The 23,399-nt window shown below is 72.8% G+C and carries 18 protein-coding genes and 3 tRNA genes; 4 read left to right on the top strand and 17 right to left on the bottom strand.

All coding sequences use genetic code 11. From position 1 onward, the window contains the following. From OG965_RS21865 to OG965_RS21840, 6 genes are all read right to left on the bottom strand, one after another. A complete protein-coding gene (locus OG965_RS21865) occupies nt 1-738 on the bottom strand; it encodes a response regulator transcription factor (protein ID WP_371653772.1) in 738 nt (245 codons plus the stop codon). 77 nt (nt 739-815) lie between these two features. Then, nucleotides 816-1,715, bottom strand: coding sequence for an amidohydrolase family protein (locus OG965_RS21860; RefSeq protein WP_371653771.1), 900 nt, complete (start codon nt 1,713-1,715; stop codon nt 816-818). Then, entirely contained in the window at nt 1,702-2,079 is a 378-nt protein-coding gene (locus OG965_RS21855; protein WP_371653770.1) for an antibiotic biosynthesis monooxygenase, read from the bottom strand. The genes OG965_RS21860 and OG965_RS21855 overlap by 14 nt, the downstream gene beginning before the upstream one ends. A gap of 122 nt (nt 2,080-2,201) precedes the next feature. Further along, a complete protein-coding gene (locus OG965_RS21850) occupies nt 2,202-3,080 on the bottom strand; it encodes a DUF2797 domain-containing protein (protein WP_371653769.1) in 879 nt (292 codons plus the stop codon). Between the two features lie 120 nt (nt 3,081-3,200). Beyond that, nucleotides 3,201-3,273 (bottom strand) — tRNA-Arg (locus OG965_RS21845). Between the two features lie 278 nt (nt 3,274-3,551). Further along, nucleotides 3,552-3,645 (bottom strand) — tRNA-Ser (locus tag OG965_RS21840). 334 nt (nt 3,646-3,979) lie between these two features. Between OG965_RS21840 and OG965_RS21835 the strand changes: the two genes are divergently transcribed. Together OG965_RS21835 and OG965_RS21830 are read left to right on the top strand one after the other, a co-directional pair. Continuing rightward, nucleotides 3,980-4,432, top strand: a complete 453-nt coding sequence (locus tag OG965_RS21835) for an SSI family serine proteinase inhibitor (protein ID WP_371653768.1) — start codon at nt 3,980-3,982, stop codon at nt 4,430-4,432. Nucleotides 4,433-4,686: 254 nt separating this feature from the next. Further along, on the top strand, nt 4,687-8,799 hold the full coding sequence (locus tag OG965_RS21830; protein ID WP_371653767.1) for a PAS domain-containing protein: 4,113 nt from the start codon (nt 4,687-4,689) through the stop codon (nt 8,797-8,799). 149 nt (nt 8,800-8,948) lie between these two features. On the opposite strand, the gene OG965_RS21825 is transcribed toward OG965_RS21830, so the two are convergent. The 9 genes from OG965_RS21825 to OG965_RS21785 form a co-directional block, all read right to left on the bottom strand. Next, nucleotides 8,949-10,604, bottom strand: a complete 1,656-nt coding sequence (locus OG965_RS21825; protein WP_371657020.1) for a long-chain fatty acid--CoA ligase — start codon at nt 10,602-10,604, stop codon at nt 8,949-8,951. 183 nt (nt 10,605-10,787) lie between these two features. Then, nucleotides 10,788-11,324, bottom strand: coding sequence for a SigE family RNA polymerase sigma factor (locus OG965_RS21820; protein ID WP_101389237.1), 537 nt, complete (start codon nt 11,322-11,324; stop codon nt 10,788-10,790). A gap of 124 nt (nt 11,325-11,448) precedes the next feature. Continuing rightward, the gene (locus OG965_RS21815) at nt 11,449-12,450 is read right to left on the bottom strand and encodes a DUF1906 domain-containing protein (protein ID WP_371653766.1); all 1,002 of its coding nucleotides are present in this window, start codon (nt 12,448-12,450) and stop codon (nt 11,449-11,451) included. A 315-nt stretch (nt 12,451-12,765) separates the two neighbouring features. Beyond that, the gene (locus OG965_RS21810) at nt 12,766-13,932 is read right to left on the bottom strand and encodes a lipid-transfer protein (protein ID WP_371653765.1); all 1,167 of its coding nucleotides are present in this window, start codon (nt 13,930-13,932) and stop codon (nt 12,766-12,768) included. Beyond that, a complete protein-coding gene (locus OG965_RS21805) occupies nt 13,929-14,345 on the bottom strand; it encodes a MaoC family dehydratase (protein ID WP_371653764.1) in 417 nt (138 codons plus the stop codon). Before OG965_RS21805 ends, OG965_RS21810 begins: the two co-directional genes overlap by 4 nt. Continuing rightward, the gene (locus OG965_RS21800) at nt 14,342-15,484 is read right to left on the bottom strand and encodes an acyl-CoA dehydrogenase family protein (RefSeq protein ID WP_371653763.1); all 1,143 of its coding nucleotides are present in this window, start codon (nt 15,482-15,484) and stop codon (nt 14,342-14,344) included. The genes OG965_RS21805 and OG965_RS21800 overlap by 4 nt, the downstream gene beginning before the upstream one ends. After that, nucleotides 15,484-16,467 carry a bifunctional MaoC family dehydratase N-terminal/OB-fold nucleic acid binding domain-containing protein gene (locus OG965_RS21795; RefSeq protein WP_371653762.1) on the bottom strand — a complete coding sequence of 328 codons (984 nt, stop codon included), beginning with the start codon at nt 16,465-16,467 and terminating at the stop codon, nt 15,484-15,486. Before OG965_RS21795 ends, OG965_RS21800 begins: the two co-directional genes overlap by 1 nt. Nucleotides 16,468-16,587: 120 nt before the next feature. Beyond that, nucleotides 16,588-17,772, bottom strand: a complete 1,185-nt coding sequence (locus tag OG965_RS21790) for an acyl-CoA dehydrogenase family protein (RefSeq protein WP_371653761.1) — start codon at nt 17,770-17,772, stop codon at nt 16,588-16,590. A 281-nt stretch (nt 17,773-18,053) separates the two neighbouring features. Then, nucleotides 18,054-18,359: a hypothetical protein gene (locus tag OG965_RS21785; RefSeq protein ID WP_371653760.1), complete on the bottom strand. Its 306-nt coding sequence runs from the start codon at nt 18,357-18,359 to the stop codon at nt 18,054-18,056. Nucleotides 18,360-18,862: 503 nt separating this feature from the next. Between OG965_RS21785 and OG965_RS21780 the strand changes: the two genes are divergently transcribed. Further along, complete coding sequence (locus OG965_RS21780; protein ID WP_371653759.1) at nt 18,863-19,915, top strand: bifunctional DNA primase/polymerase; 1,053 nt, start codon at nt 18,863-18,865, stop codon at nt 19,913-19,915. A 372-nt stretch (nt 19,916-20,287) separates the two neighbouring features. Here OG965_RS21780 and OG965_RS21775 read toward each other — a convergent pair. Both OG965_RS21775 and OG965_RS21770 read right to left on the bottom strand, forming a co-directional pair. Next, nucleotides 20,288-20,372: transfer RNA gene (locus OG965_RS21775), tRNA-Ser, on the bottom strand. Between the two features lie 138 nt (nt 20,373-20,510). Beyond that, complete coding sequence (locus tag OG965_RS21770) at nt 20,511-22,145, bottom strand: trypsin-like peptidase domain-containing protein (RefSeq protein WP_371653758.1); 1,635 nt, start codon at nt 22,143-22,145, stop codon at nt 20,511-20,513. A gap of 318 nt (nt 22,146-22,463) precedes the next feature. Here OG965_RS21770 and OG965_RS21765 point away from each other — a divergent pair, with 318 nt between their 5' ends. Continuing rightward, nucleotides 22,464-23,291, top strand: a complete 828-nt coding sequence (locus OG965_RS21765; RefSeq protein ID WP_371653757.1) for a glycerophosphodiester phosphodiesterase — start codon at nt 22,464-22,466, stop codon at nt 23,289-23,291. The last annotated feature ends 108 nt before the right edge of the window (nt 23,292-23,399 follow it).

Here is a 23,399-nt window from a genome sequence, read left to right as displayed (position 1 = left end):
TCACTCGCCGGGCTTGATGAGGTACCCGGCCCCACGCCGGGTGTGGATCATCGGCGACCGCCCCGCGTCGATCTTCCGCCGCAGATACGAGATGTACAGCTCCACCACGTTGGCCTGGCCGCCGAAGTCGTACGACCAGACCCGGTCGAGGATCTGCGCCTTGCTGAGCACCCGGCGCGGGTTGCGCATCAGATAGCGCAGCAGCTCGAACTCGGTGGCCGTGAGGTGGATGTTCACCCCGCCCCGGGTCACGTCGTGGCTGTCCTCGTCGAGCGTGAGGTCGCCGACGGCGAGCAGCGACTCGCTCCGCACGGTCGCGCTGCCGGACCGGCGGATGAGCCCGCGCAGCCGGGCCACGACCTCTTCGAGCGAGAACGGCTTGGTGACGTAGTCGTCGCCGCCGGCCGTGAGCCCCGCGATCCGGTCCTCGACCGCGTCCTTGGCGGTGAGGAACAGCACGGGCACGTCCGGGAGTTCGCGGCGCAGCCGTCCGAGCACGGCGAGCCCGTCCATGTCGGGCAGCATGATGTCGAGGATGACCGCGTCGGGCCGGAACTCCCGGGCGGCGCGCACCGCACCGGCCCCGTCCCCGGCGCTGCGCACCTGCCACCCTTCGTAGCGCAGCGCCATGGACAGCAGCTCGCTGAGCGCCGCCTCGTCGTCCACGACGAGCACCCGGACGGCGGTCCCGTCCGGCCTCAGCAATTCGGTGCGCCCCTGCGGGGAGGTGGTGGTCATGCCGACCACCCTGTGAGCGCCCCCTGAGAACGCCCTTGCGCGTTCCTGTGAATTTCCTGAGAAAGGGTGGCGGCCTTCTAAAGACCGGCGCCCGGGAGGCCGAACAGCCGGGCGCCGTTCCCGTGGCAGACGTCCCGCAGCCAGTCGTCGCCGAGCCCGAGCCGTTCGAGGGATTCGAGCTGGTGGAGATAGCCGTACGGGATGTTGGGGAAGTCCGACCCCAGCAGCACCCGGTCGCCCAGGTCGCGGAGCCGGGGCAGCGCGTCCGGCGGGAAGGGCGCGAGCCGCTCACTGAAGTCCGTGAACGCCATGGTCGTGTCGAGCATGACCCCCTCGTACGCGTCGGCCAGCGCCAGGAAGTCGACGTACTCCGGCATCCCCATATGCGCCACGATCAGCCGCAGCCGGGGGTGCCGGGCGAGGAGGCGCCCGATGGGCTCGGGCCCGGTGTGCTTGCCGGGCGCGGGCCCGGAGCCGCAGTGGACGACGACGGGCACGGCGGCCTCGGCGAGCGCGCCCCACACGGCGTCGAGGAGGGGGTCGTTGGGGTCGTAACCCCCCACCTGGACGTGCGCCTTGAAGACCCGGGCCCCGCCGTCGAGCGCCTCCTCGACGTACGCGCCCGCTCCCTCCTCCGGGAAGAAGGTGGCGGTGTGCAGACAGCCGGGGGTGCGGCGCGCGAAGTCGACGGCCCACCCGTTGAGCCATCGCGCCATGTCCGCCTTGTGCGGGTACAGCATCGAGGTGAACGCGGTCACGCCGAAGTCGGCGAGCAGCTCGATGCGCCGCGCCTCCTCCTCGCGGTACGCGATGGGCCACTCCACTCCGGTGAGCGGCCCGGCCGAGTCGAAGTAGGCCCAGACCTTCTTCAGGACGCGGTCGGGCATGAAGTGCGTGTGCACGTCGACGAGCCCGGGCAGCCCGAGGCGGGCCCAGAAGGTCCGCACAAGAGCGGCCTCGGCCTCAGCGGCCAGCATGTTCACCGGAGCTCTCGCCGCCCTCGCTGCCCTCGCGCTGGAAGCTGTAGCTCCGCTCGACCTTGGCGACGTGGACGCTGTAGCTCTCGTACCACTCGGCGCGGCCCTGCTTCTGCGCCCTCTGGTGCTCCAGGCGGGAGCGCCAGGCGGCGATGGCGTCCTCGTCGCGGAAGTACCCGACGGTGATGCCGATGCCGCCCGGGGTGCGCGCGGTCTCGTATCCGAGGTAGCCCGGTATCTCCTCGACGAGCTTCTTCATGAGGTCGGCCGTCTCGCCGTACCCCCGGTCGCCTTCGGTGCGCAGGGAGGTGAACACGACGGCGTAGTAAGGCGGTTCAATACCGGCCACGAGTTGATCGCTCATGCGCTCCACCCTCCGCTGTCATCGGTGAACGTGTCCATACCCCTTACCCGAAGGGATCCAAAGGGGATCCAAGTCTTGACCAAAGGGATCCGAGGAGGGCCCCAGTGGGATCCCCCCGAGGATCAGAAGAGCTGATCCTGCACGTCAGGAGGGCGCAGTGCCCGAACGGGCACGGTGATCCCCCCGTCGGCGGGCGCCGCCCCGAGCCCCCACCCGCTCATGAGCCGCGTGTCCAGGACGACGACGCGCCCCTCCTCCACCTCCAGATGGAGATCGGGCCCGGCGGCGGCGAGAACGCGCCCGCCGACGACCCCCTCGGGCACCAGCTCGCGCACGACCCCGTGCGCGGGCCCGAGGCCGTCGAGCCCGAACAGCGGCCCGTGGTCGACAACCCGGCACGGCAGGGGCTCCAGGGACTCGGGCCACCCACCGAGCCCGACGGCCCGCCCGTGCATGTCCCGTATCTCGTCACCGCGCTCACCGGTTCCGGGAAGCGCGGCCCGTACGACCCGCTTCTGCTCGTACGAGACGCGATCGGGCACCCCCAGCGCGGCCCGCAGCAGCTCCTCGCACCGCCGGGCGGCCATCAGCGGCCCGCGCCCCAGCCAGGAGAAGCAGACGGCCCCCTGCTCCCTCAGCCGCGCGCCCTCGCGCTCCTCGGCGGTGATCCCGACCTTGACGAGCCCCGGCCCGAACCACGCCAGATAGACCCGGTAGACCCGAGGATCGTCGGGCACCCCGTCGGCGGCGACGGAATGCACCCGGTCGAGCCGACCGCACTCGCCGCACCGCGCCTGGGTACTCCCCCGCGCCACGGCCACGCCCCCGGGGCAGGGATTCCCCCGGGCCCCCACGCACGTACGCTCCCCGACCACCCGGAACCCGACAGCACCCCCGAACGCGATCCGGCTGACCCGCCGCTCCCCCCGGTCCCCCACCCACACCAGCCCAGGCCCGTCCTCCCCCCAACGAACCCCACCACTGCGCCACACCCCAGCCATGTCTCGACGGTAGCGGGGACCACTGACAACGGGGCTGGGGCCGGGGCCGGGGCCGGCGTCGGGTTGGAGCTGGGCATACGAGAAAGGCCCCCTGGATCTCTCCAGGGGGCCTTTCGGCTGTGCACTCGGCAGGATTCGAACCTGCAACCTTCTGATCCGTAGTCAGATGCTCTATCCGTTAAGCTACGAGTGCTTGCTTCCCGGTTTTTTTCTTCCCGGTCGGCGTTGCGAGAACAACATTACATGACCTGCGCCGTCACGCGAAATCCATTGGCCACACCCATCCTGACCTGCGAAAACGCCCCTGTGAGGGCAGATGCGGGGGAGAGGGTCCGGCGGGGGCGATGTGCCCGTAACAGGGGAAATGTGACCGGGGTCACCGGATCGGCGCCCGAGAGCGGACCCCCGACGTCCGCACCGGCCCGGGAACGACCGAAGCCCCGGCCGTGGGGCCGGGGCTTCGGGTTCAACTGGCGGAGGCGGAGGGATTTGAACCCTCGATGGGCTTTAAGACCCAAACCGCATTAGCAGTGCGGCGCCATAGACCGGACTAGGCGACGCCTCCAGCACAACCTCCCGCGTGCGCGAGTGGTGCGTGCAGATGATGACACAGCCTTGCTCCGCGTCACCAATCGCACCCCACGGTACTAGGCAGGCGGGCGCCAGAGCAAAGCGTTAGGCGACCCACGATTTCCGGCCGTGGGAGCCGAGTCGGAAACGCCTCGGCGACCTGCGCGGCGACCGGCCCGGGGGAGGCCTCCGCCGAGGGCTCCGGGACGGGGCTCCGGGGCCGGGCTCCGAGCCCGTGCGCAACGCCCGGCGTCCCGGCGCGTTAGGCATGGCGAATCCGTTCACCTCGGTGGGGCCGGACCCACCCCGTCCAGCCCGTGGAGCCCCGCATGCTGCGTCGCCTCGTCGTCACCGCGCTCGCCACCACCGCCACGGCCGCCCTCGCCGCCTCGCCCGCCGCCTTAGCTGCCGCCCCCCTGCCGCTGCCCCCGCTCCCCCTCCTCGACAGCGGCGGAGGCAACCACGACCACCTCACGGTCACCGTCGCGCACAACGGGGAGACCGACGGCACGTACGAGCTGGAGTGCCACCCCGCCGGGGGCAACCACCCGCAGATCCTCCAGGCGTGCGACCGGCTGGACAAGCTCACCACCTGGGGCAAGGACCCGTTCGCGCCCGTCTCATCGAGGGCCACGTGCACGATGATCTACGGCGGCGACTCCACCGCCCGGGTCACCGGCACCTGGGCGGGACGGCCGGTGGACGCCACCTACAACCGGCACGACGGATGCGAGATGGCGCGGTGGGACGCGTTCGTGCCGGTCCTCCCCGGAGCCCGGTGAGTGTCCGGTGAAGGTTCGGTGAGGGCTGGGACGGCGACACGGTGAGCGCGCCGACGGGGCGCCCGAAGCACGCGGCCCCGACAGGGCAGCCGGGTGCGCCCCACCCCGTCGGCGCAATCTCCCGGCATACGCCGTGGTCACAGAACATTGGTGAGAGCTCCCCCTCATCCGCCGTCGCGCGCACATCCCCTGCCTTTAGACTCCCTCCCAGTGACAGGCCGCAAGGTGCAGTGGTTCAGGGAGGAAGCGTCGTCGTGAGCAGCAGGCCATCCCGAGGCGCTGCTCGCCTCGCAGCCATACTTGACGCCCTTCCGGACGGGCTCGTACTCGTCAACTGCAACGGCACGGTCGTCAACGCGAACACCATCGCCCTGGAGATGTTCGAGTCTCCGGGGACCGGGCTCGTGGGGCGGGGCGTGCTCGACCTGCTGCCCTCCTTCGACTCCAAGCTCATCCCGGGCTCGATGCGCCGCCCCGACACCGAGGACGAGCTGGGCCGCACCAAACCGACCCGGATGGTGGCCCGGCGCACCGACGGCGGCGAGTTCCCCGTCGAGGTGACCAGCGCCAACCTGGAGGACGGAAGAGACGCGTACGCCTCGCCGTCCACCTCCTACGGGGTCGGCGGCGCGCACTACTCAGGCGACGAGCTCCTCATGATCGTCGTCCGCGACCTCTCCGGAACCGTCGACACCGAGGCCGAGCTGGCCCGTTCGCAGCGGCAGACCGAGATGATCCTGCGCGCGGCGGCGGAGGGTGTCGTCGGCACCGACACCGAGGGGCGCGTCGTCCTGGTCAACCCGGCCGCCGCGCAGATCCTCGGCTACCGCGCCAGCGACCTCGGCGGCCAGGAGCTGCACCCGCTGGTGCTGCACTCGCGCGCCGACGGCGAGGCGTTCCCGTACGAGGAGAGCCCGCTCGCGGACACGCTGAAGTCCGGCCGCAAGCACCGTGTGCGCGGCCAGATGCTGTGGGCGAAGAGCGGCGCGGGCGTGCCCGTCGACCTGACGACCGCGCCGGTACGGGACGGGGACCTGCTGGTCGGCGCGGTGATGACGTTCACCGACCGCCGCCCGTACGAGGACCAGGCCAAGAAGCACGCGGAGGTCCTGGAGCGCGAGACCACCCGCTACGACGCGCTGTCCGCGCGCCACCAGCAGCTGCTCTCCGTGCTCGGCGGCTCGCTGCGCGGACCGCTGGACGAGCTGCGCCGCGAACTGTCCACGCTGGCGGCGGACGACGCGGGCCAGCTGTGGCCCGAGGCCAACCAGGTCCTGCACCATCTGGCCGCCGGATACGCCCGGATGACCACCCTCGTCGACAATGTGCTGGCCTTCCAGCGGCTCGACTCCGGTACGGAGGAGCTGAAGAAGGCGAAGGTGCTGGTCGGGACCGTGGTCGCGGCGGGCGTCGAGGGTGCCGTCGAGCTGATCGGGCCCGGCCGGGCCCAATTCGCCGTCCACGCGCCCCCGATCGAGGCCGAGATCGACCCCGCGCGGCTCTCCACGGCCCTTGCGCACCTGGTGGCGGATGTCGCGGGCGTCGACGCCACGGGCAACGCGCCGGTCGCCGCCGGCGGCTACATGGACTCCACGGTCGTCGTCGCGGCGGCGGTGCGCGGCGAGGTCGTACGCATCGAGGTGCGCGGGCCGTACGCCGGGGGCGACCCCGTCCACGAGCCCATCGTCCAGGGCATCGTGCGCGCCCACGGCGGTGTGCTCCAGACGGTCGAGGTGCCGGGCATGAGCGGCAGCGCGTACGTCCTGGAGGTGCCGCTGGGGGAGGGCGCGGGCTCGGTTCCGGAGCCCGCCGCGGCCGAGGTCGCGGTGGTTCCCGTCCAGCAGCCGACCGGCTCGGGGCGCCGCCGCGCCCGGCGGGCCTCCACGGACGCGTTCCTGGAGAGCCCCGTCGAGGAGGAGAAGTCCCCCACCGGCCGCCGTCGGGCGCGTGCCCACGAGGGCCGGCCGATCGACCCGTCCGCCGCGTCCCCGGCGGCTCTTGAACGCATCCCCGCGCAGCAGGCGGGCGAGGGCGACGGCGCGGGCTCCGGTGGGAGTTCCGGTACGGGCCGGGGCGGTCCGGGCGCGGGGCCGTCCGGCGGCCCGGGGCCCGGCGGAGTGCCGGGAGTGCCCGGTGCCGGTCCGTCCGGCGGCGCGCCCCACGGCTCTTCGAGCGGTACGCCCGAGGGCTCCCCCGGCGGCCACCCCTTCGGCCCCGGCGGCCCGTCCGGCGGGACCCCCAACGGCCCGGCCGCCGGTATGGCGGGGCCCGAGGGCTCCACGGGCGGCCAGAACATGACGGGCGGCGCGCACCCCTACGCCCCCGGCGCCGGACCCGCGGGCCCCATCGGCGGCCCCGGCGACGGGACTTCGGGCGGCCCGGGCGCCGGACCGTCCGGCGACACCGGCGGCTCCTCGGGCACGGGGCGGCGGCGCGGACGGCCCAGCCCGGCCGAGGACGGCGCCGCGCCCGCCCTGCCCTCCGAGGGGTCTGTCGTCACCGCCGCCGAGAGCGCCCGCCAGCCCGGCGCCGGCAGACCGGCCGCGCTGAGCGAGACCGTTCCGCCCCAGGGCATGGCGGCCGACCCGGCCGCGCCCTCGGGCCGCCGCGCCCGCCGCGCCCTGCCCGCCAGCAGCGCCGACGCACCCACCGCTGACGCGGAGCCCGGCGGCCGTCGTGCCCGCAGGGCTCTGGCGGCTGCCCCGGAGGCCGAGGAGGGGGCGGTGCGCACGGCGTTCGCGCTCCCGCCCGCCGACGCCGACCGCCCGGCCAGACCCGAGGGCTTCCCCGCCACCGGCCCGGCTTCCGGCCCGGCCACCGCACCGGCTTCCGGTCCGGCCGACGCCGAGCGGCCCCCGGCGACCGGGCCCGGCAGGCCCCTCGGGCTCCCCGGATCAGCGCCCGGCCAGGGCACCGGCATCCCCGTGGACCCGAACCGCCCCGGGGTCCCCGACCCCCACCAGCCCCTCCCGGCCCCTTCGGCGCCGGCTCATCGCCCCCTGGCGAACGGCCCCGGCCGGAGCGGCGGCCCCACCGCCGCCACGGCCCCGGCCCACCGCCCGCTGGCGAACGGGCCCGCGCAGGCCTCCCAGGCCGGTCAGCCCCTCCCGGCCGCCGGTCGCGGGCGCCACGACGCCGTACGCAACGAGGCCGCCGACGAGCACACCCCGCCGCAGCCGCACCCCGTCGAGCAGCCGCCCGCGTGGGCCGTGGGCGGAGCGGTTCCGGCGAACGGGCCGGAGACGGCGGGCGGCCCCGGCGCCGTACCGCAGCCCGCGCGCCAGCCGTTGCCCGCCGAGGCGGGCCCCGCGCCCGACGACGCCTCCCAGGGCCGTTCCATCAGCGTGCGTACGCTCGGCCAGGGCGTGCCCTTCACCCAGCAGACCTCCGGCTCCTCCGGCTCGGGGCGGCGCCGCAAGCTCGGAACGCCCTCCGAGGGCGAACGCCCGGCCGGAACCGCCGAGGCCGAGCGCCCCGGCCCGTCCCCCACCTCGCTGCTCTCGCCCCCCTCGGAGGGCCAGGGGCGCGCGTACGCCATAGGGGCGCCGGACGAGGGCGCCGAGGGGCCCGAGCCGCTGGACGGACCCGGCGGCGCCGTAGAGGTCGCCAACCGCCCGCACCCGCAGCCCGTCGACGACGAGCTGCCGCCCGAGCCGCTCGACAACCCGCGACGGCTGCTCGTCTGGCCCGCGCCCGACGTCTCCACCTCGCAGGCGCTGAGCGACCGCGGCTACCGGCCCGTGGTCGTGCACTCCCGCGAGGAGGTCGACGCCCAGATCGCGGCGTTCCCCGCCGCGCTCTTCGTCGACCCGCTGACCGGGCCGATCACCCGTACCGCGCTGCAGTCGCTGCGCCAGGCGGCCGTCGCCGCCGAGGTGCCGGTGCTGGTGACGGCCGGGCTCGGACAGGCGACGCGCGAGGCGGCGTACGGTGCCGACCCCGCCGTACTCCTCAAGGCCCTCGCCCCCCGCGACAGCGAGCAGCACCCGCCCCGGGTCCTGCTGATCGAGGAGCACGAGGAGATCGCCCTCGCCCTGGCGGCCACCCTGGAGCGGCGCGGCATGCAGGTCGCCCGCGCCGCCACCGACACCGAGGCCGTGACGCTGGCGGGCCAGATGCGGCCGAACCTGGTCGTGATGGACCTGATGCAGGTACGCCGCCGCCGCGCCGGGATCGTCGACTGGCTGCGCGCGAACGGGCAGTTGAACCACACCCCGCTCGTCGTCTACACCTCGGCGGGCCTCAACCAGCCGGAGCTCCCCAAGCTGTCGGCGGGGGAGACGGTGCTGTTCCTGGCCGAGCGCTCGACGAGCACCGAGGTCCAGGGCCGGATCGTGGACCTGCTCGCGAAGATCGGCACCAACTGACCGACGCCGGACGGGAGTGGGCCGGAGCATGTTTCACGTGAAACACACCCCGGCCCACTCCGTCGGCCACGTTTCACGTGAAACATGGCCCAGCCCACCTCACTCGGCCACCGTCAGCGCACCCGTCGGCGCGCTCGTCAGCGCACCCGTCAGCGCAGCTCCGTGACCTCCAGCTCCCCGTCCGCGTACTGCTTGCGGATCACCTTCTTGTCGAACTTCCCCACGCTCGTCTTCGGCACCGACTCGACGATCGTCCACCGCTCCGGCAGTTGCCACTTCGCGACCGACCGGGCGAGGAAGTCCTTCAGGGCCGCGTAGTCGGCGGTCGCCCCCGGCTTCAGTACGACCGTGGCGAGCGGGCGCTCGCCCCACTTCTCGTCGGGGACCGCGACGACCGCGGCCTCGGCGACCTCGGGGTGGGCCATCAGCGCGTTCTCCAGGTCGACCGAGGAGATCCACTCCCCGCCCGACTTGATGACGTCCTTGGCGCGGTCGGTGAGCGTCAGGAAGCCGTCGGGGCTGATCACACCGACGTCGCCCGTCTTCAGCCAGCCGTCCTCGCTGAACTTGTCGGCGGGGCGGAAGTCCTCGCCGCCCGCGCCGCCGTAGTACGCGCCCGCGATCCAGGTGCCTCGGACCTCCAGCTCGCCCGCCGACTCGTTGTCCCAGGGCAGGAGGTCCCCGCCGGGACCGACCAGCCGCGCCTCGACGCCCGCCGGGAAGCGGCCCTGGGTGATCCGGTACGGCCACTCCTCCTCGGCCGAGAGCCCGGCCGGCGGGTTGGCCATGGTGCCCAGCGGCGACGTCTCCGTCATGCCCCACGCGTGGCAGAGCCGGACGCCCAGCTTGTCGTACGCCTCCATCAGCGAGGGCGGACAGGCCGCGCCGCCGATGGTGACCCTCACCATCGAGGAGAGGTCCCGGGGGCGCGCGGTGACCTCGGCGAGCAGCCCCTGCCAGATGGTCGGCACGGCGGCGGCGTGCGTGGGCTTCTCGCGCTCGATCATCTCGGCGAGCGGCGCGGGCTGCAGGAAGCGGTCCGGCATCAGCATGTCGACGCCGGTCATGAAGGTCGCGTGCGGCAGCCCCCAGGCGTTCACATGGAACTGCGGCACCACGACCAGGGTCGTGTCCTTGTCCGTGAGCCCCATCGACTCGGACATGTTGACCTGCATCGAGTGCAGATAGACCGACCGGTGCGAGTAGACGACGCCCTTGGGGTCGCCCGTCGTGCCGGAGGTGTAGCACATGGCGGCGGCGCTGCGCTCGTCCAGCTGCGGCCAGTCGTACGAGGTCGGGCGGCCCGCGAGCAGCTCCTCGTACTCGTGCACCTGCGGTCCCGCGCCGTCGATGTCGTCGAGCAGCGAACGGTCGCCGGGCCCGGAGACCAGGATGTGCTCGACGGTCGGCAGATGCGGCAGCAGCGGGGCGAGCAGCGGCAGCAGCGAACCGTTAACGATGATCACGCGGTCGGCCGCGTGGTTGACGATCCAGATCAACTGCTCGGCCGGGAGCCGCAGGTTCAGCGTGTGCAGCACCGCGCCCATGGAGGGGATCGCGAGATACGCCTCGACATGCTCGGCGTTGTTCCACATCAGGGTGGCGGTCGCCTGGCCGTCCTCGACGCCGAGCTCACGCAGAGCGTGTGCCAGCTGTGCGGCCCGGCCCCCGATCTCGGCGAAACTGCGGCGCCGTGGCTCCGCCTCGCCGGTCCAGGTCGTGACCTGCGACTTGCCGTGGATCGTCGACCCGTGGGTCAGGATCCGCGAGATCAGCAGCGGTACGTCCTGCATGGTGCTCAGCACGGCGGCCTCCCGGTGGGCGCTACGGTGCGCCACGTGGCGATAGGGGTGTGCCGATTCTGCTCACGTACCGCGCGGTATGTCACTACCCGGAGGTAATGAATCACCCACGAGACCAAGGTCACGCGGCGCGCGGGGCCCCTGCGCCCGTTATCGGCCGCCCGGTATCGGCCACCAGGTATCCGGTCAGCGGACGGGGGCGAGCTCCGGGTCCTCGCGGAGCTTGCCCAGCGCCCGGGAGACCGCGCTCTTCACCGTACCGACGGAGACCCCCAGCACCTCGGCGGTCTGCGCCTCGCTCAGGTCCTCGTAGTACCGCAGCACGACCATCGCCCGCTGGCGGTCCGGCAGCTTCATCACGGCGCGCCACATCGCGTCGTGCAGAACCTGCTGGTCGGCCGGGTCCGGCTCCGGCACCGTCTCCGGCTCGGGCAGCTCGTCGCAGGCGAACTCGTCCACCTTGCGCTTGCGCCACTGCGAGGTCCGGGTGTTGAGGAGCGCGCGGCGCACATAGCCGTCGAGGGCGCGGTGGTCCTCGATCCGGTCCCAGGCGACATACGTCTTGGTGAGGGCCGTCTGCAGCAGGTCCTCGGCGTCGCTCGGGTTCGCGGTCAGCGAGCGTGCGGTGCGCAGCAGCACGGGGCCTCGGGCCCGCATGTACGAGGCGAACGACGGGTACGGCGTCGCCGCCCGGGAGGCGCTGTTGCAGACAGGCGTGGTCATACCTCCACGCTAGGAGCGCCCGCTACGCCACGGATCGGCCCCAGGTCGCGAAGCTGGGTCCCTCTCAGGTTGTACGGGTGGGGGTGGCTGCACCTCCTGAAGGTGGAGAACGCCCCCGGGCTCGTCAGGGTCGGAACCGCGCGACCGGCGCGTCCACGGTGTTCCGGTCCACCACGAGCCGGCGCCCGCCGTGCGTCTCGGTCACGTTCCCCGCGTACTGGTGGATGCGCCGGTGCGGCCGCCACGCGTCCGCGTGCAGGGTCGGTTCCCCGTACAAGGACGACCCGGAGCCCCACCGCGCGAACCACATCACCGACGGCAGGTCGGACTGCCCGGCCCGTCGGGCCTGCTCCATGTGCCGCACACCCGACGCGGCGCTGCTGTAGAACCCGGGCAGGAAGCCCTCGCCGCGCACCGCGCGGTTCCAGGCACGGACGAACGCCAGCGTGGTCCGCGCGCACCCCGAGTTGCCCGCGTCGTACGCCTCCATGTCCAGGTAGAGCGCGCTGCCCTGCCGGATGCCCAGCCTCTCGGCCGCGTCGGCCGCCTGCCTCCCCTCTGTCCGGCCCTGGGCCGCCGAGTTGCTGCCCATCCGCACCTTCCGCTTCGCCTCCGACCGCACGCACGGCGACTGCGAGCCGACGAAGATCGGCAGCACCCGCCAGCCCATCCCGTCCACACTCGCCAGCCAGCTCCGGCTGAGATGGAGCTGGTTCGGGCAGCCGCGCCCGCGCCCCGCGAAGTAGACGCCGACCCCTCGATACGACGAGGACCGCCAGGCCTTCATCGTCGCCAGCGGCGGCGCCTGACAGGTGTCGAACGCCGCCCCCTTGAAGTGCACGGCCCGCGCCAGCACCGCAGGACTGTCCACCGCGTCCGCCGGGGCGGCGTCCGGGGCGGCCTGCGAGACGGCGTCCGGGACCGCATCCGGGGCAGCGGCAGCGTCGGCGTCCGAGGCGATGCCCGAGGCGGCCTCCGGCGCGGCGGCGACGGTCGGGACATCGGGCGCCGGTGAGGCCGACGCGGGTGGGCTCAGCGTGAGCAGAGCGGCGAGCGTGGTGGCCACGGCGAGCGGTGGCGTGACGATGCCCAGGCACCAGGGCCGGATCGATGTAAGGCTGCGCATAAGGCGAGTGAAAGGCCGTCAGCTTCCATCGGCCACCGCTCGGCCCTCCGCCTCAGCCGTCCGTGGACAGGATCATCCTTCCGTGTGCGGAGGTTCAGCCGTCCGCGCGCGGCGGGGCCAGTGGTACGCGTGCGGGAGACGGGTGGTCCGCGTGCGGAAAGCCGGTGGCCGGCGCGCGGGGAAGCCGGTAGCCGGCGTCCGAGAAGCCGGTGGCCGGCGTGCCATGCTCAGCCGCACCGCACCGCACCGCACCGCACCGCACCGCACCGCACAGCACCGCACAGCACCGGACCGCCCTGCCCCGCCCCGCCGTGTTCAGCCCTCCGCGCTCAGAACCAGCCCCGACGTCGGAACTCCCGTACCGGCCGTCACCAGCACCCGTCCGGCACCCGGTATCTGATTGACCGCCAGCCCCCTGACCTGCCGGACCGCTTCCGCTATCCCGTTCATCCCGTGCAGATACGCCTCCCCCAGCTGTCCCCCGTGCGTGTTCAGCGGCAACGCGTCCGCCGCCACAAAATCCGCCGCCTCCCCCGGCCCGCAGAACCCGAACTCCTCCAGCTGCATCAGCACGAACGGGGTGAAGTGGTCGTACAGGATCGCCACATCGATCTCGGCCGGAGTGAGCCCGGACGTCCGCCAGAGCTGCCGCGCGACCACCCCCATCTCGGGCAGCCCGGTCAGACCGTCCCGGTAGAAACTCGTCATCCCCTCCTGTCTGCGGCCCGCCCCCTGTGCGGCCGCGGTGATCACGGCGGGCGGGCGGCGCAGATCCCGCGCCCGCTCGGCCGTCGTGACGACGATCGCCTGACCGCCGTCCGTCTCCTGGCAGCAGTCCAGGAGTCGCAGCGGCTCCACGATCCACCGCGAGGCGGCGTGGTCGGCCAGCGTGATCGGCCTGCCGTAGAAGTACGCCGCCGGATTGGTCGCCGCATGCCTCCGGTCGACGACGGCCACGTGCCCGAACGCCTCCGGCGTCAGTCCGTACGCGTGCAGATAGCGCTGGGCGGCCATGGCGACCCAGGAGGCCGGAGTGAGCAGCCCGAACGGCAGCGACCAGCCGAGCGCCGCCCCCTCGGCGGACGGCTCCCGGTGCTGCACCCCGGACCCGAACCGCCGCCCCGAACGCTCGTTGAACGCCCGGTAGCAGACGACCACTTCCGCCACCCCCGAGGCCACCGCCAGCGCGGCCTGCTGGACGGTCGCGCACGCGGCACCGCCGCCGTAGTGGATCCGCGAGAAGAACGACAGCTCGCCGATGCCGGCCGCCTGCGCCACGGTGATCTCGGGGCTGGTGTCCATGGTGAACGTGACCATGCCGTCGACGTCGTCGGGGGTGAGCCCGGCGTCGTCGAGCGCGGCGCGCACCGCCTCCACCGCGAGCTTCAGCTCGCTGCGGCCCGAGTCCTTGGAGAACTCGGTCGCCCCTATCCCGACGATCGCCGCCTTCCCACCGAGCGAGTCGGCCCGCCGGACGCTCATACCGCCACCTCCCCGGCACCGCTCGCCCCGGCCCGGGGGAGTGCGACCGTCACGGTCCCGGTGACGTGGTGGCCCAGCCCGTTCGCCCCCACCACCCGCACCTCGGCCGTGTCCGCCTCCACTGCGGTGACCGTGCCCGTCAAGGTCATCGTGTCGCCGGGATGGTTGGGCGCCCCCAGCCGTATGCGCACCGAGCTCAGCCGTGACTCGGGACCGAAGTGGTCGGTGATGTAACGCCCGACCAGGCCGTTGGTGGTCAGGATGTTCATGAAGATGTCCGGGGACCCCTTCTCCTGGGCGAGCACCGCGTCGTGGTGCACGTCCTGGTAGTCGCGGGAGGCCACGGCCCCGGCGACTATCAGCGTCCGGGTGACCGGGATCTCCAGCGGTGGCAACTCATCGCCCACCTTCATGCCACGCCCTCCTCTCCGCCCCGCCCGTCCTGCCCGTCCTGTTCATCCTGTTCGTTCAAGGCGCCCACCTCTCCGTTCGGGCCACCCGGTGCGCCCTCTCCGTCGACGATCAACGCGCCCAGCTCCTCCAGCAGTTCGGCGCCGCACCCCAGGTAGGCGTCGATCTGGCGTCCCCAGAGGAAGTGCCGGTGCACCGGGTGCTCCAGGTCGGCACCGAGTCCGCCGTGCAGATGCTGGCCCGTGTGGACGACCCTTCTGCCCGCCTCGGACGCCCACCAGGCCGCCGTCAGCGCGTGCGTGCGGTACGCCAGCGCCCGGTCGCGCCGCCAGGCCGCCTCGTACGAGGTCACCCGTATCGCCTCGGTCTCCATGTACGCGTCGGCCGCCCGCAGCAGGACCGCCTGGTTGGTCGAGAGCGGCCGCCCGAACTGCTCACGGGTGCCGGTGTGCTCCACGGCCCGGGCCAGCGACCCCGCGCACACCCCCGTCTGCAGTCCGGCGAAGGCGGTACGGGCGGTCGCCAGCACGTCCTCGTACGCGCCCGGTCCGGGCCCGCCGACCCGTTCGCCCCGCGCACCCGAGAGCGTGAGCCGCCCGGCCGACCAGGGCGCGGTCGTCTCGACCGGCTCCGTCCGCGTCCCAGGTGCCCCCGTCCGTATCCACCACAGCGCCCGGTCCGCGTCCGCTACCAGGACGTGGGTGGCATCCCGCAGCCAGGGGACCACCGGCACCACTCCGGTCAGCTCCCCTGTCGGCCCCCCGTCCGCCGAGGCTCGTACTCCGCCGTGCGCGGGGAAAGCACCGGTCGCCACCGCGGTGCCATCCCTCAGGGCCGGGAGCAGCCGGTCGCGTTGTTCCCCTGAGCCGTGGGCGGCCAGCGCCAGGACTCCGTAGACACAGCTCGCCGCGAACGGCACCTGGGCGGTGGTCCGGCCCTGCTCCTCCAGGGCGAGGACCAGCCCGAGCAGCCCCGTCTCCTCGACCGCCGCGGGCAGCCCCGCGCCGCACAGGGCCTTCCACAGCTCGGTGTCCGTCCCCGTCCCTGCGGCGGTCAGGCGCTCATGGGTGGACAGGTCCCCGAAGATCTCCCCGGCCAGCTCACGGACGGCCGACTGCTCCTCGGTGGGGGTGAAGTCCATCAGCCACCCTCACCCCCTCGGAACACCGGCAGCTCCAACTCCTCGTCCACGCAGAGGAATTCGAGCCGCACGGGCATCCCGATCCGCACCTTGTCGTACGGGACCCCCACCACGTTGCTGATCATCCGCACGCCCTCGGCCAGCTCGATCAGCCCCACCGCGTACGGGCCCGAGCCGGCGGGATCGGCAGCGGTGCTGGCTCCTGCACCCGCACCGATGGCGTCGGACACCGCGAACCCCGGAAAGCGAGGGTGGTGCATCACCACGTACGAGAACACCGTCCCGGCGCCGCTCGCCTCCACCGTGTCCCACTCGGCCGCCCCGCACCCGTTGCACCCCGGCAGCCAGGGGAAGCGCAGCTCACCGCACTCGGTGCAGCGCTGGATCAGCAGCTTGTGCGCGGAGACTCCGTCCCAGAACCCGGCGTTGTCCCGGTTGACGACCGGTCTCGGGCGCTGCCCCTTGGGTTTGCGGCGCGCCGGGGCGTACTTGAGGATCCGGAAGCGGTGCGTGCCCGCGAGCTCGCCGTTCGCCCGCACGTCCATCCGCGTGGTGATGAAGTAGCCCGTCCCCAGCTTGGTGGTCTTCCGCTCCGAGACCGTCTCGATCACCGCGTCATAGGTGATCCGGTCGCCCGGGCGCAGCTCCCGTACGTACTCCTGCTCGCAGTCGGTCGCGACCACAGAGGTGAAACCGGCGCCGTCGAGCAGCGCGAATAGTTCGTCGTGGGCTCCCGAGCGGTCCGTGTGCCCCGAGAGGCCGCCCATCGTCCAGGCCTGGAGCATGGTCGGCGGCGCGATCGCGCCCGGCCCCCGGTAGGCCGGGTTGGTGTCGCCCATCGCCTCGCACCAGTGCCTGATCATCGGCTCGTTGACCAGGTCCTTGCCGACGCCCTCGCTCGCCGCCGACTTCCCCTCGTACGCCTTCAGCCGCCCGTACAGCCCGCCCGGGTCCGTGCGCGCGGGCCGCCCCTCCCCGCGCACGTCCCGCCCCTCCGGACCCGTAGACCGAGCCTCCGGACCTGTAGGTCGTCCCTCCAAGCTCGCAGACCCCTCCAAGCTCGCAGACCGCCCCTCCGGGCGCGCGGACACGTTCTCGTTCACCTACCTCCGCCCCCTCTTCATCCCGAGCCGCATCGTCGCGACGATCTCCCGCTGCACCTCGCTCACCCCGCCCCCGAACGTGTTGATCTGTGCCGCCCTGTTCATCCGCTCCAGCTCCCCGTCCCCCACGGCGCCCGGCGAACCTCGCCGCACCAGCGCCGCTTCCCCCGTGATCTCCTGGCACATTCGATACACCTCGACGGCCGATTCGGTTCCCATGAACTTCACGCCGCTCGCGTCGCCGGGGGCCAGCGAACCCGCCCCCACAGCCCCCACCAAACGCCAGTTGAGCAGGCGATTCGCCGCCAACCGGGCATGCGTTTCGGCGACCTTGGAACGCACCCACGGCTCGTCAACCCTGCGCCGCCCACTCACTGGATCGGGGGTACGGGCGCGAGCGAGCGCCGCCTCGTAGAAATCCTCGGCCTGCATGCCGATCGCTGCGAGCGCGACCCGTTCGTGGTTGAGCTGATTGGTGATCAGCCCCCAGCCGCCGTTCTCCTCGCCGACCAGGTTCCCGGCCGGAACGCGGATCCCGTCGTAGTACGTGGCCGTCGTGGTCAGGCCGCCCACGGTGCGGATCGGCGTCCACGAGAAGCCCGGCGCGTCGGTCGGGACCAGGATGATCGAGATGCCCCGGTGCTTGGGCGCCGACGGGTCCGTTCGGCAGGCGAGCCAGATCCAGTCGGCGTTCTGGGCGTTGGAGGTGAAGATCTTCTGGCCGTCGATCAGCCAGTCCCCGCCGTCCCGTACGGCCCGGGTCCGCAGCGAGGCGAGGTCGGTCCCGGCCTCCGGCTCGGTGTAGCCGATGGCGAAGACGAGGTCGCCGGCCAGGATCCGGGGCAGGAAGTACGTCTTCTGCTCCTCGGTCCCGTACCGCATCAGGGTCGGCCCGACCGTGTTCAGCGTGACCATCGAGACGGGGGCGCCCGCGCGGTACGCCTCGTCGAAGAAGACGAACTGCTCATCGGGGCCGCGCCCCTGGCCGCCGTACTCGACGGGCCAGCCGAGTCCCAGCATCCCGTCCGCGCCGATGCGCCGGAGCAGAGCGCGCTGCGCCGCCGGATCGCCGCCCTCCGGATCGCCACCCGGCGCGGCGCCCGCACCGTCCGGCATCAAGGCACGGAAGTACGAGCGGAGTTCGGCGCGCAGGCGCTGCTGGCGTTCGGTCGGGGCGAGGTGCACGGCGGCGGCCTCCGGAGTCCGGACGTACGCTTACGGGTCGGGGTTTCTGACTGTCCGTCAGATATGGTCGCTCTGTCAATGCTCATGCCGGTCCGGTGCCAGTGCCGATGCCCATACCGGTGCCGATGCCGCCGCCTGTGTCTCTGCCTGCACCTGCGCCCGCGCCCACACCCCTGCCGCGCGGCGCCATCCGGACACGCAACAGCCCGGGTGGCCACGCCGCAGCGCCGCCACCCGGGCAGTCGTTCACCCCACTGACCCCGACCCCGAGGGGCCCCGGCTCACCAGAGGTTGGTGAAGTTGACCGACACGTTGTCCTGACGGATCGCCGTGAAGGCGGAGCCGTTCACCTGGGCGGTGTTGCTCTGGTTCGAGGCGCCCGACCCCACCGCCTGCTGCTGCGTGGTGGACGAGTTCCCGTTGTTGTCGTGCCCGACACCGCTCCCGCTGACGGTCGCCACTGCCGCGTTCGATCCGTGGTCCGCGAAGGAGCCGTTGTCCGCGGCGGCCACCCCCGTGAAGAGCCCCACTGCGAGAGGCAGGGCGGCGACGGCGGCGATGACGCGGGCGGTACGGATGCTTGCCATGTCTATTCCTCCAGGAACCAGAAGTACGGCTTGCTCCAGGGAAGTTGGCCAACCGCCCCGGGCGCTGTTGCGACGTCGCGAGATCAGAGTTGCCCACCGAATCCCCGGCGAACCAGCCCAGTCGGCGCGTTTCGCTCGCAAGCGTGAGGACATGTCGATAAACCACCAACACGCCTCCAAAACCCCAGAGCCCCCCTGCCGACTCAGGCGCACCGCGCCACACACCAGCCCCCAGGGGTGAAGAAGCGTTTCAGCGCACTTTCGGCCAATCTTCCGCGCCACTCTGCTGTCACCGGGGCGACGGGCGTCCGTACCTCGCCTGCCACACACCCACCTCCCGTCCCGCCCTAGCCTGTATTCGCCCGGCCCAGGCCCCCGGATCGGCTCAGCCCGCACCCCGTATCCACCCGGTCGCGTCCCACCCACGGACGCTCCCCGCCCCCCTTGGAACCCGAACCGATTCCCGCTTCCCTTTTTCGAACACTCGTACGAACATGGAAGACATGGCCACCATCGACCGGCATGCCTCCACCCTGGCCCTCGCCCACGCTCTCTCCGTCGCCGAGCGCGGGCTCCCCGTCATTCCGCTGTCCCGTTCGAAGCTCCCCGCGCTCCGCTCACCGCACCACGACGAGCCGCAGCCCGCCCTCTGCCGGGGCGAGTGCGGGCTGCCGGGGCACGGGGTGCACGACGCGACCACGGACCCCGCGGCCGTACGCGCGCTGTTCGCGGCCGCGCCCTGGGCCACCGGATACGGCATCGCCTGCGGGCGGCCGCCGCATCACCTCATCGGGATCGATCTGGACACGATGAAGCCGGTCCACGCGGAGCAGGGTGCGGCCGATTCGGTGGGAGCGGCGACGGGCTCGGCTCCGGGGCCGACTGCGGGGTCTGTGGCGGATTCGCCGACGGGGACGGCGGCAGGGTCGTCGGTCCCGCCCCAGCGCGATCCGGGGGCGGTGCGTCCGTCGCCGCCGTCGCCCTTCATGCCGCTCGCCGCCGACCCGCCGCCCGAGTCCGTGGCGGCCCTCCAACACCTGGCGCTGCGGCACCTGTTCACGATCCCGGAGACCGTCGTGGTGATCACACCGAGCGGCGGGCGACACATCTGGCTGACCGGTCCGCCCGACCGGGTCGTCCCCAACTCCGCGAGCCGACTCGCGCCCGGTATCGACGTCCGGGGCGCGGGCGGCTATCTGGTCGGCCCCGGCTCGCTGACCAGCAACGGCGTCTACCGCCTCGCCCCGGGCACGGCCCATCTGGCCCCCGCTCCCTGCCCCGACGCGCTTCTCGATCTGCTCACGCCCCCGGCGCGCGCCCACCACCCCCGGGCGTACGGCACGGAACGGGGCCATGGCCTGGTGCAGTTCGTCCTCGCCGCTCACGCGGGCCAGCGCAACACGCGCCTCTTCTGGGCCGCCTGCCGCGCCTACGAGAACGGCATCGGCGACTCCCTGGCCGACCGCCTCACCGCCGCCGCAGTCCACACCGGCCTCACCGAGCGGGAGGCACGGGCGACGATCGCGTCGGCGGCGCGGCTGACGGCGGCGTACTGAGGGGCGGTCGCGGACGCAGGATTACGAAACGAAGGCGTACGCAGGAGTGCGGGTGTCGCACAAGTACGCACGCGTGTAAGGGGCGCCGCCCCATGGCCAACGCCCCCTACACGCCTACACCTCCCGCCGCACCACCGCCCACGCCGCGATCGCCACCGCCGCGCTCGCCCGGGCCCTCCTCACCCTGTCCGCCGCACTCGCCGCCGCGCCGCGGGCCGCATCTGATCCCGTACGGGCCGGGCGCCTCGACGCAGAGACTCGACGTAGAGAGGCGCCCCGGATCAAAACCCCTGATCGAAACCCCGGATCAAAAAAGAGGTGCCCCGGATTTCCGGGGCACCTCTTTTTCACAGGCCGTACGGCCCATACACGCGGTGGGTGTGGGATTTGAACCCACGGTGACTCGCGCCACGACGGTTTTCAAGACCGTTCCCTTAGGCCGCTCGGGCAACCCACCCTTGCCCCGGGCCGACCGGCAGTGGGGCGGCTACAGCCTAGCGGAGGGGCCATCGTGGTGCGGAGGCCCGGCCGGGGGACGGCCGGGCTCCCGTGGCAGTTGCCGAGGCTGCTCGGGCAGTTGCCGCGTCGGTGGTGGTCAGCTGTCGCCCATGCGCTCGCCCAGGGTGACCGTGACCGTCGCCTCCTTGCCGTCGCGCTTGTACGTGAGCTGGACCTGGTCGCCCGGCTTGTGCGTCCAGATCTCGCTGATCAGGGTCGGGCCGCTGTCGATCACCGTGTCGCCGAACTTGGTGATGACGTCGCCGGGCTTGAGGCCCGCCTTGTCCGCCGGGCCGCCGGTCACCACGGCTGCGGCGCCGCCGGACGCCTGCGGGGAGATCTTGGCGCCCTGGCCCTTCTCGTCCATGGCGACAGTCGCGCCGATCACCGGGTAGACCGGCTTGCCGGTCTTGATGAGCTGCTCCGCCACGTTCTTCGCCTGGTTGACCGGGATCGCGAAGCCCAGGCCGATCGAGCCCGCCTGCGACTGGCCGAAGCCGCCGCTGCCGGCCGACTGGATGGCCGAGTTGATGCCGATGACCGCGCCGCGCGAATCGAGCAGCGGGCCGCCCGAGTTGCCCGGGTTGATGGAGGCGTCGGTCTGGAGGGCGCTCATGTACGACGCCTTGGAGTTGGCGCCGTCGCTGGACGACACCGGGCGGTTCTTGGCGCTGATGATGCCCGTGGTGACGGTGTTGGAGAGGCCGAAGGGCGCGCCGATCGCGATGGTCGAGTCGCCGACGGCGACCTGGTCCGAGTTGCCGAGGGCGAGCGGGATCAGGTTGGACGGGGCGTTCTTGAGCTTGATGACGGCCACGTCGTAGCCCTGAGCCCGGCCGACCACCTCGGCGTCGTACTTCTTGCCGTTGGAGAACGTCGCCGTCACCTTGCCGCTGTTGGCGGCGGAGGCCACCACGTGGTTGTTGGTGACGATGTGGCCCTCCCGGTCGTACACGAAGCCGGTACCGGTGCCGCCCTCGCCGTCGCCGCCCTGCGCCTCGATCGTCACGACGCTCGGCAGCGCCTTCGCGGCGACCGCCGCGACCGTGCCCGGGTCGCGCTTGAAGTCCTTCGGGGTGTCGGACGCCGAGACCGTGGTCGAGCCGCCGGAGCCGTCCTCGCGGTCCGCCGCCCAGTAGCCGATGGCACCGCCGACGCCGCCCGCGACCAGCGCGGCCGCCAGGACGGCCGCGACCAGGCCGCCCCGGCGGGGGCGCGGGCCCTGCGGCTCGGGCACGGGCGCGCCCCAGACCGGGCCGCCGCCTCCGCCGCCGTACGCGGGCAGCGCGGGCGGGGGCGTCGGCCACCCGCCGCCGGCCGCCTGCGGGTGCGTGGCGGGCGCCCCGCCGTACGGCTCGGCCGGCACCGGGCCGGGCAACTGCGCGGTGACCGGCTCGTGCGCGGACTCCTGCGCGGAGACCGGCTGCTGTACGAGGGTCGCTTCCTGTACGGAGGTCGCTTCCTGTCCGCTCGCCGCCTCCGGCGCGGCCGTCGCGTGCGTGGCCGCGGTCTCGGCGTACGTGGCGGCGGACTCCGGCGTCGCGTGCGTGGCCGCAGGCCCGGCTACCGTGGACGGAGCCACCGGCTCCGCCTGCGGGGCGGCGGGCTCAGCCGCAGGGGACGGCGCCGCAGCCTCCTCGGACGTCACGGGAGGGGCGGGAGGCGCGGGCGGTGCTGACGACGGGGCAGGCGGGACGGCCGGGGCCGCGGTGCCCTCGTTCTCGGTGCTCACAGCTCTCTCTCCTCGGTTCCACTCAGTCTCGGGGTCGGCATGTTTCGGCTGGGGGACGCGACACCGACCATGGTGCGCCAGGGGTCCGACAATCGCGTATCGCACGGTGCGGACGTGTGCACATGTCAGCGCTCAGCTTTTCCCACAAGCTGTCGGGCCACTGTAAGCAGGAGCTGTGTATTCGTGCTCCCGTCCACAGGACGCCGATCACAGGGCGCCGGTCAGGGGGACCGCCCGTCGGCCACCGGACAGCGCACCCGGCCCGGGGCGCCCGCCGCAAGCCGCCCCTCACCCCCGTCGCAGTGGCACGATGACGCGGTGACCCAAGCACGGCAGCACGACAGTCATACGCCCCACCGGGCCTCCATCCAGGTGGTCGCCCACCGCGGCGCCTCCGAGGACGCGCCCGAGCACACCCTCGCCGCGTACGTGAAGGCCATCGAGGACGGTGCGGACGCCCTTGAGTGCGACGTCCGGCTCACCGCCGACGGCCATCTCGTCTGCGTCCACGACCGCCGCGTCAACCGGACCTCCAACGGCCGCGGCGCCGTCTCCGCCCTGGAGCTCTCCGAGCTCTCGGCGCTCGACTTCGGCTCCTGGAAGGACAGCGAGGAGAGCCCGGACTGGGGCGACCCGTCCTTCACCTCCGTCCTCACCCTCGAACGGCTCCTGGAACTCGTCGCCGACGCGGGCCGCCGCATCGAGCTGGCCATCGAGACCAAGCACCCCACCCGCTGGGCCGGGCAGGTCGAGGACCGGCTGCTGCACCTGCTCAAGCGCTTCGGAATGGCCGAACCGCCGCCGGTCGGCGAGACCTCGCCCGTACGCATCATGAGCTTCTCCGCCCGCTCCCTGCACCGCGTCGCGGCGGCAGCGCCGGACATCCCGACCGTCTACCTGATGCAGTTCCTGTCGCCCCGGCTGCGCGACGGGCGGCTGCCCGCGGGGGCGCGGATCGCGGGCCCCGGCATGCGGATCGTCCGCAATCACCCCGGCTACATCGACCGGTTGCACGCGGCGGGCCACCAGGTCCACGTCTGGACGGTGAACGAGCCGGAGGACGTCGAACTGTGCGTGCGCCTCGGGGTCGAGGCCATCATCACCAACCGTCCGAAGCAGGTCCTCCACCAGCTGGGACGCATCTGAGGCAGCTGCGCGGGGCATCCTCGGGGCCTCTCGGAGCGCTGTACGAGGGCCGCAGGAGCGCCGCTTCCTTTGTCGCCCTCCCCTCGCTCTGTCACCAGTAATACTGGT

Origin of the sequence: Streptomyces sp. NBC_00224, from assembly GCF_041435195.1 — a bacterium.
In the GTDB taxonomy this organism is placed as follows: Bacteria; Actinomycetota; Actinomycetes; order Streptomycetales; family Streptomycetaceae; genus Streptomyces.
The sequence above is the reverse complement of the archived record's forward strand: the minus strand, read 5'-3'. Positions and strand labels throughout refer to the sequence as shown.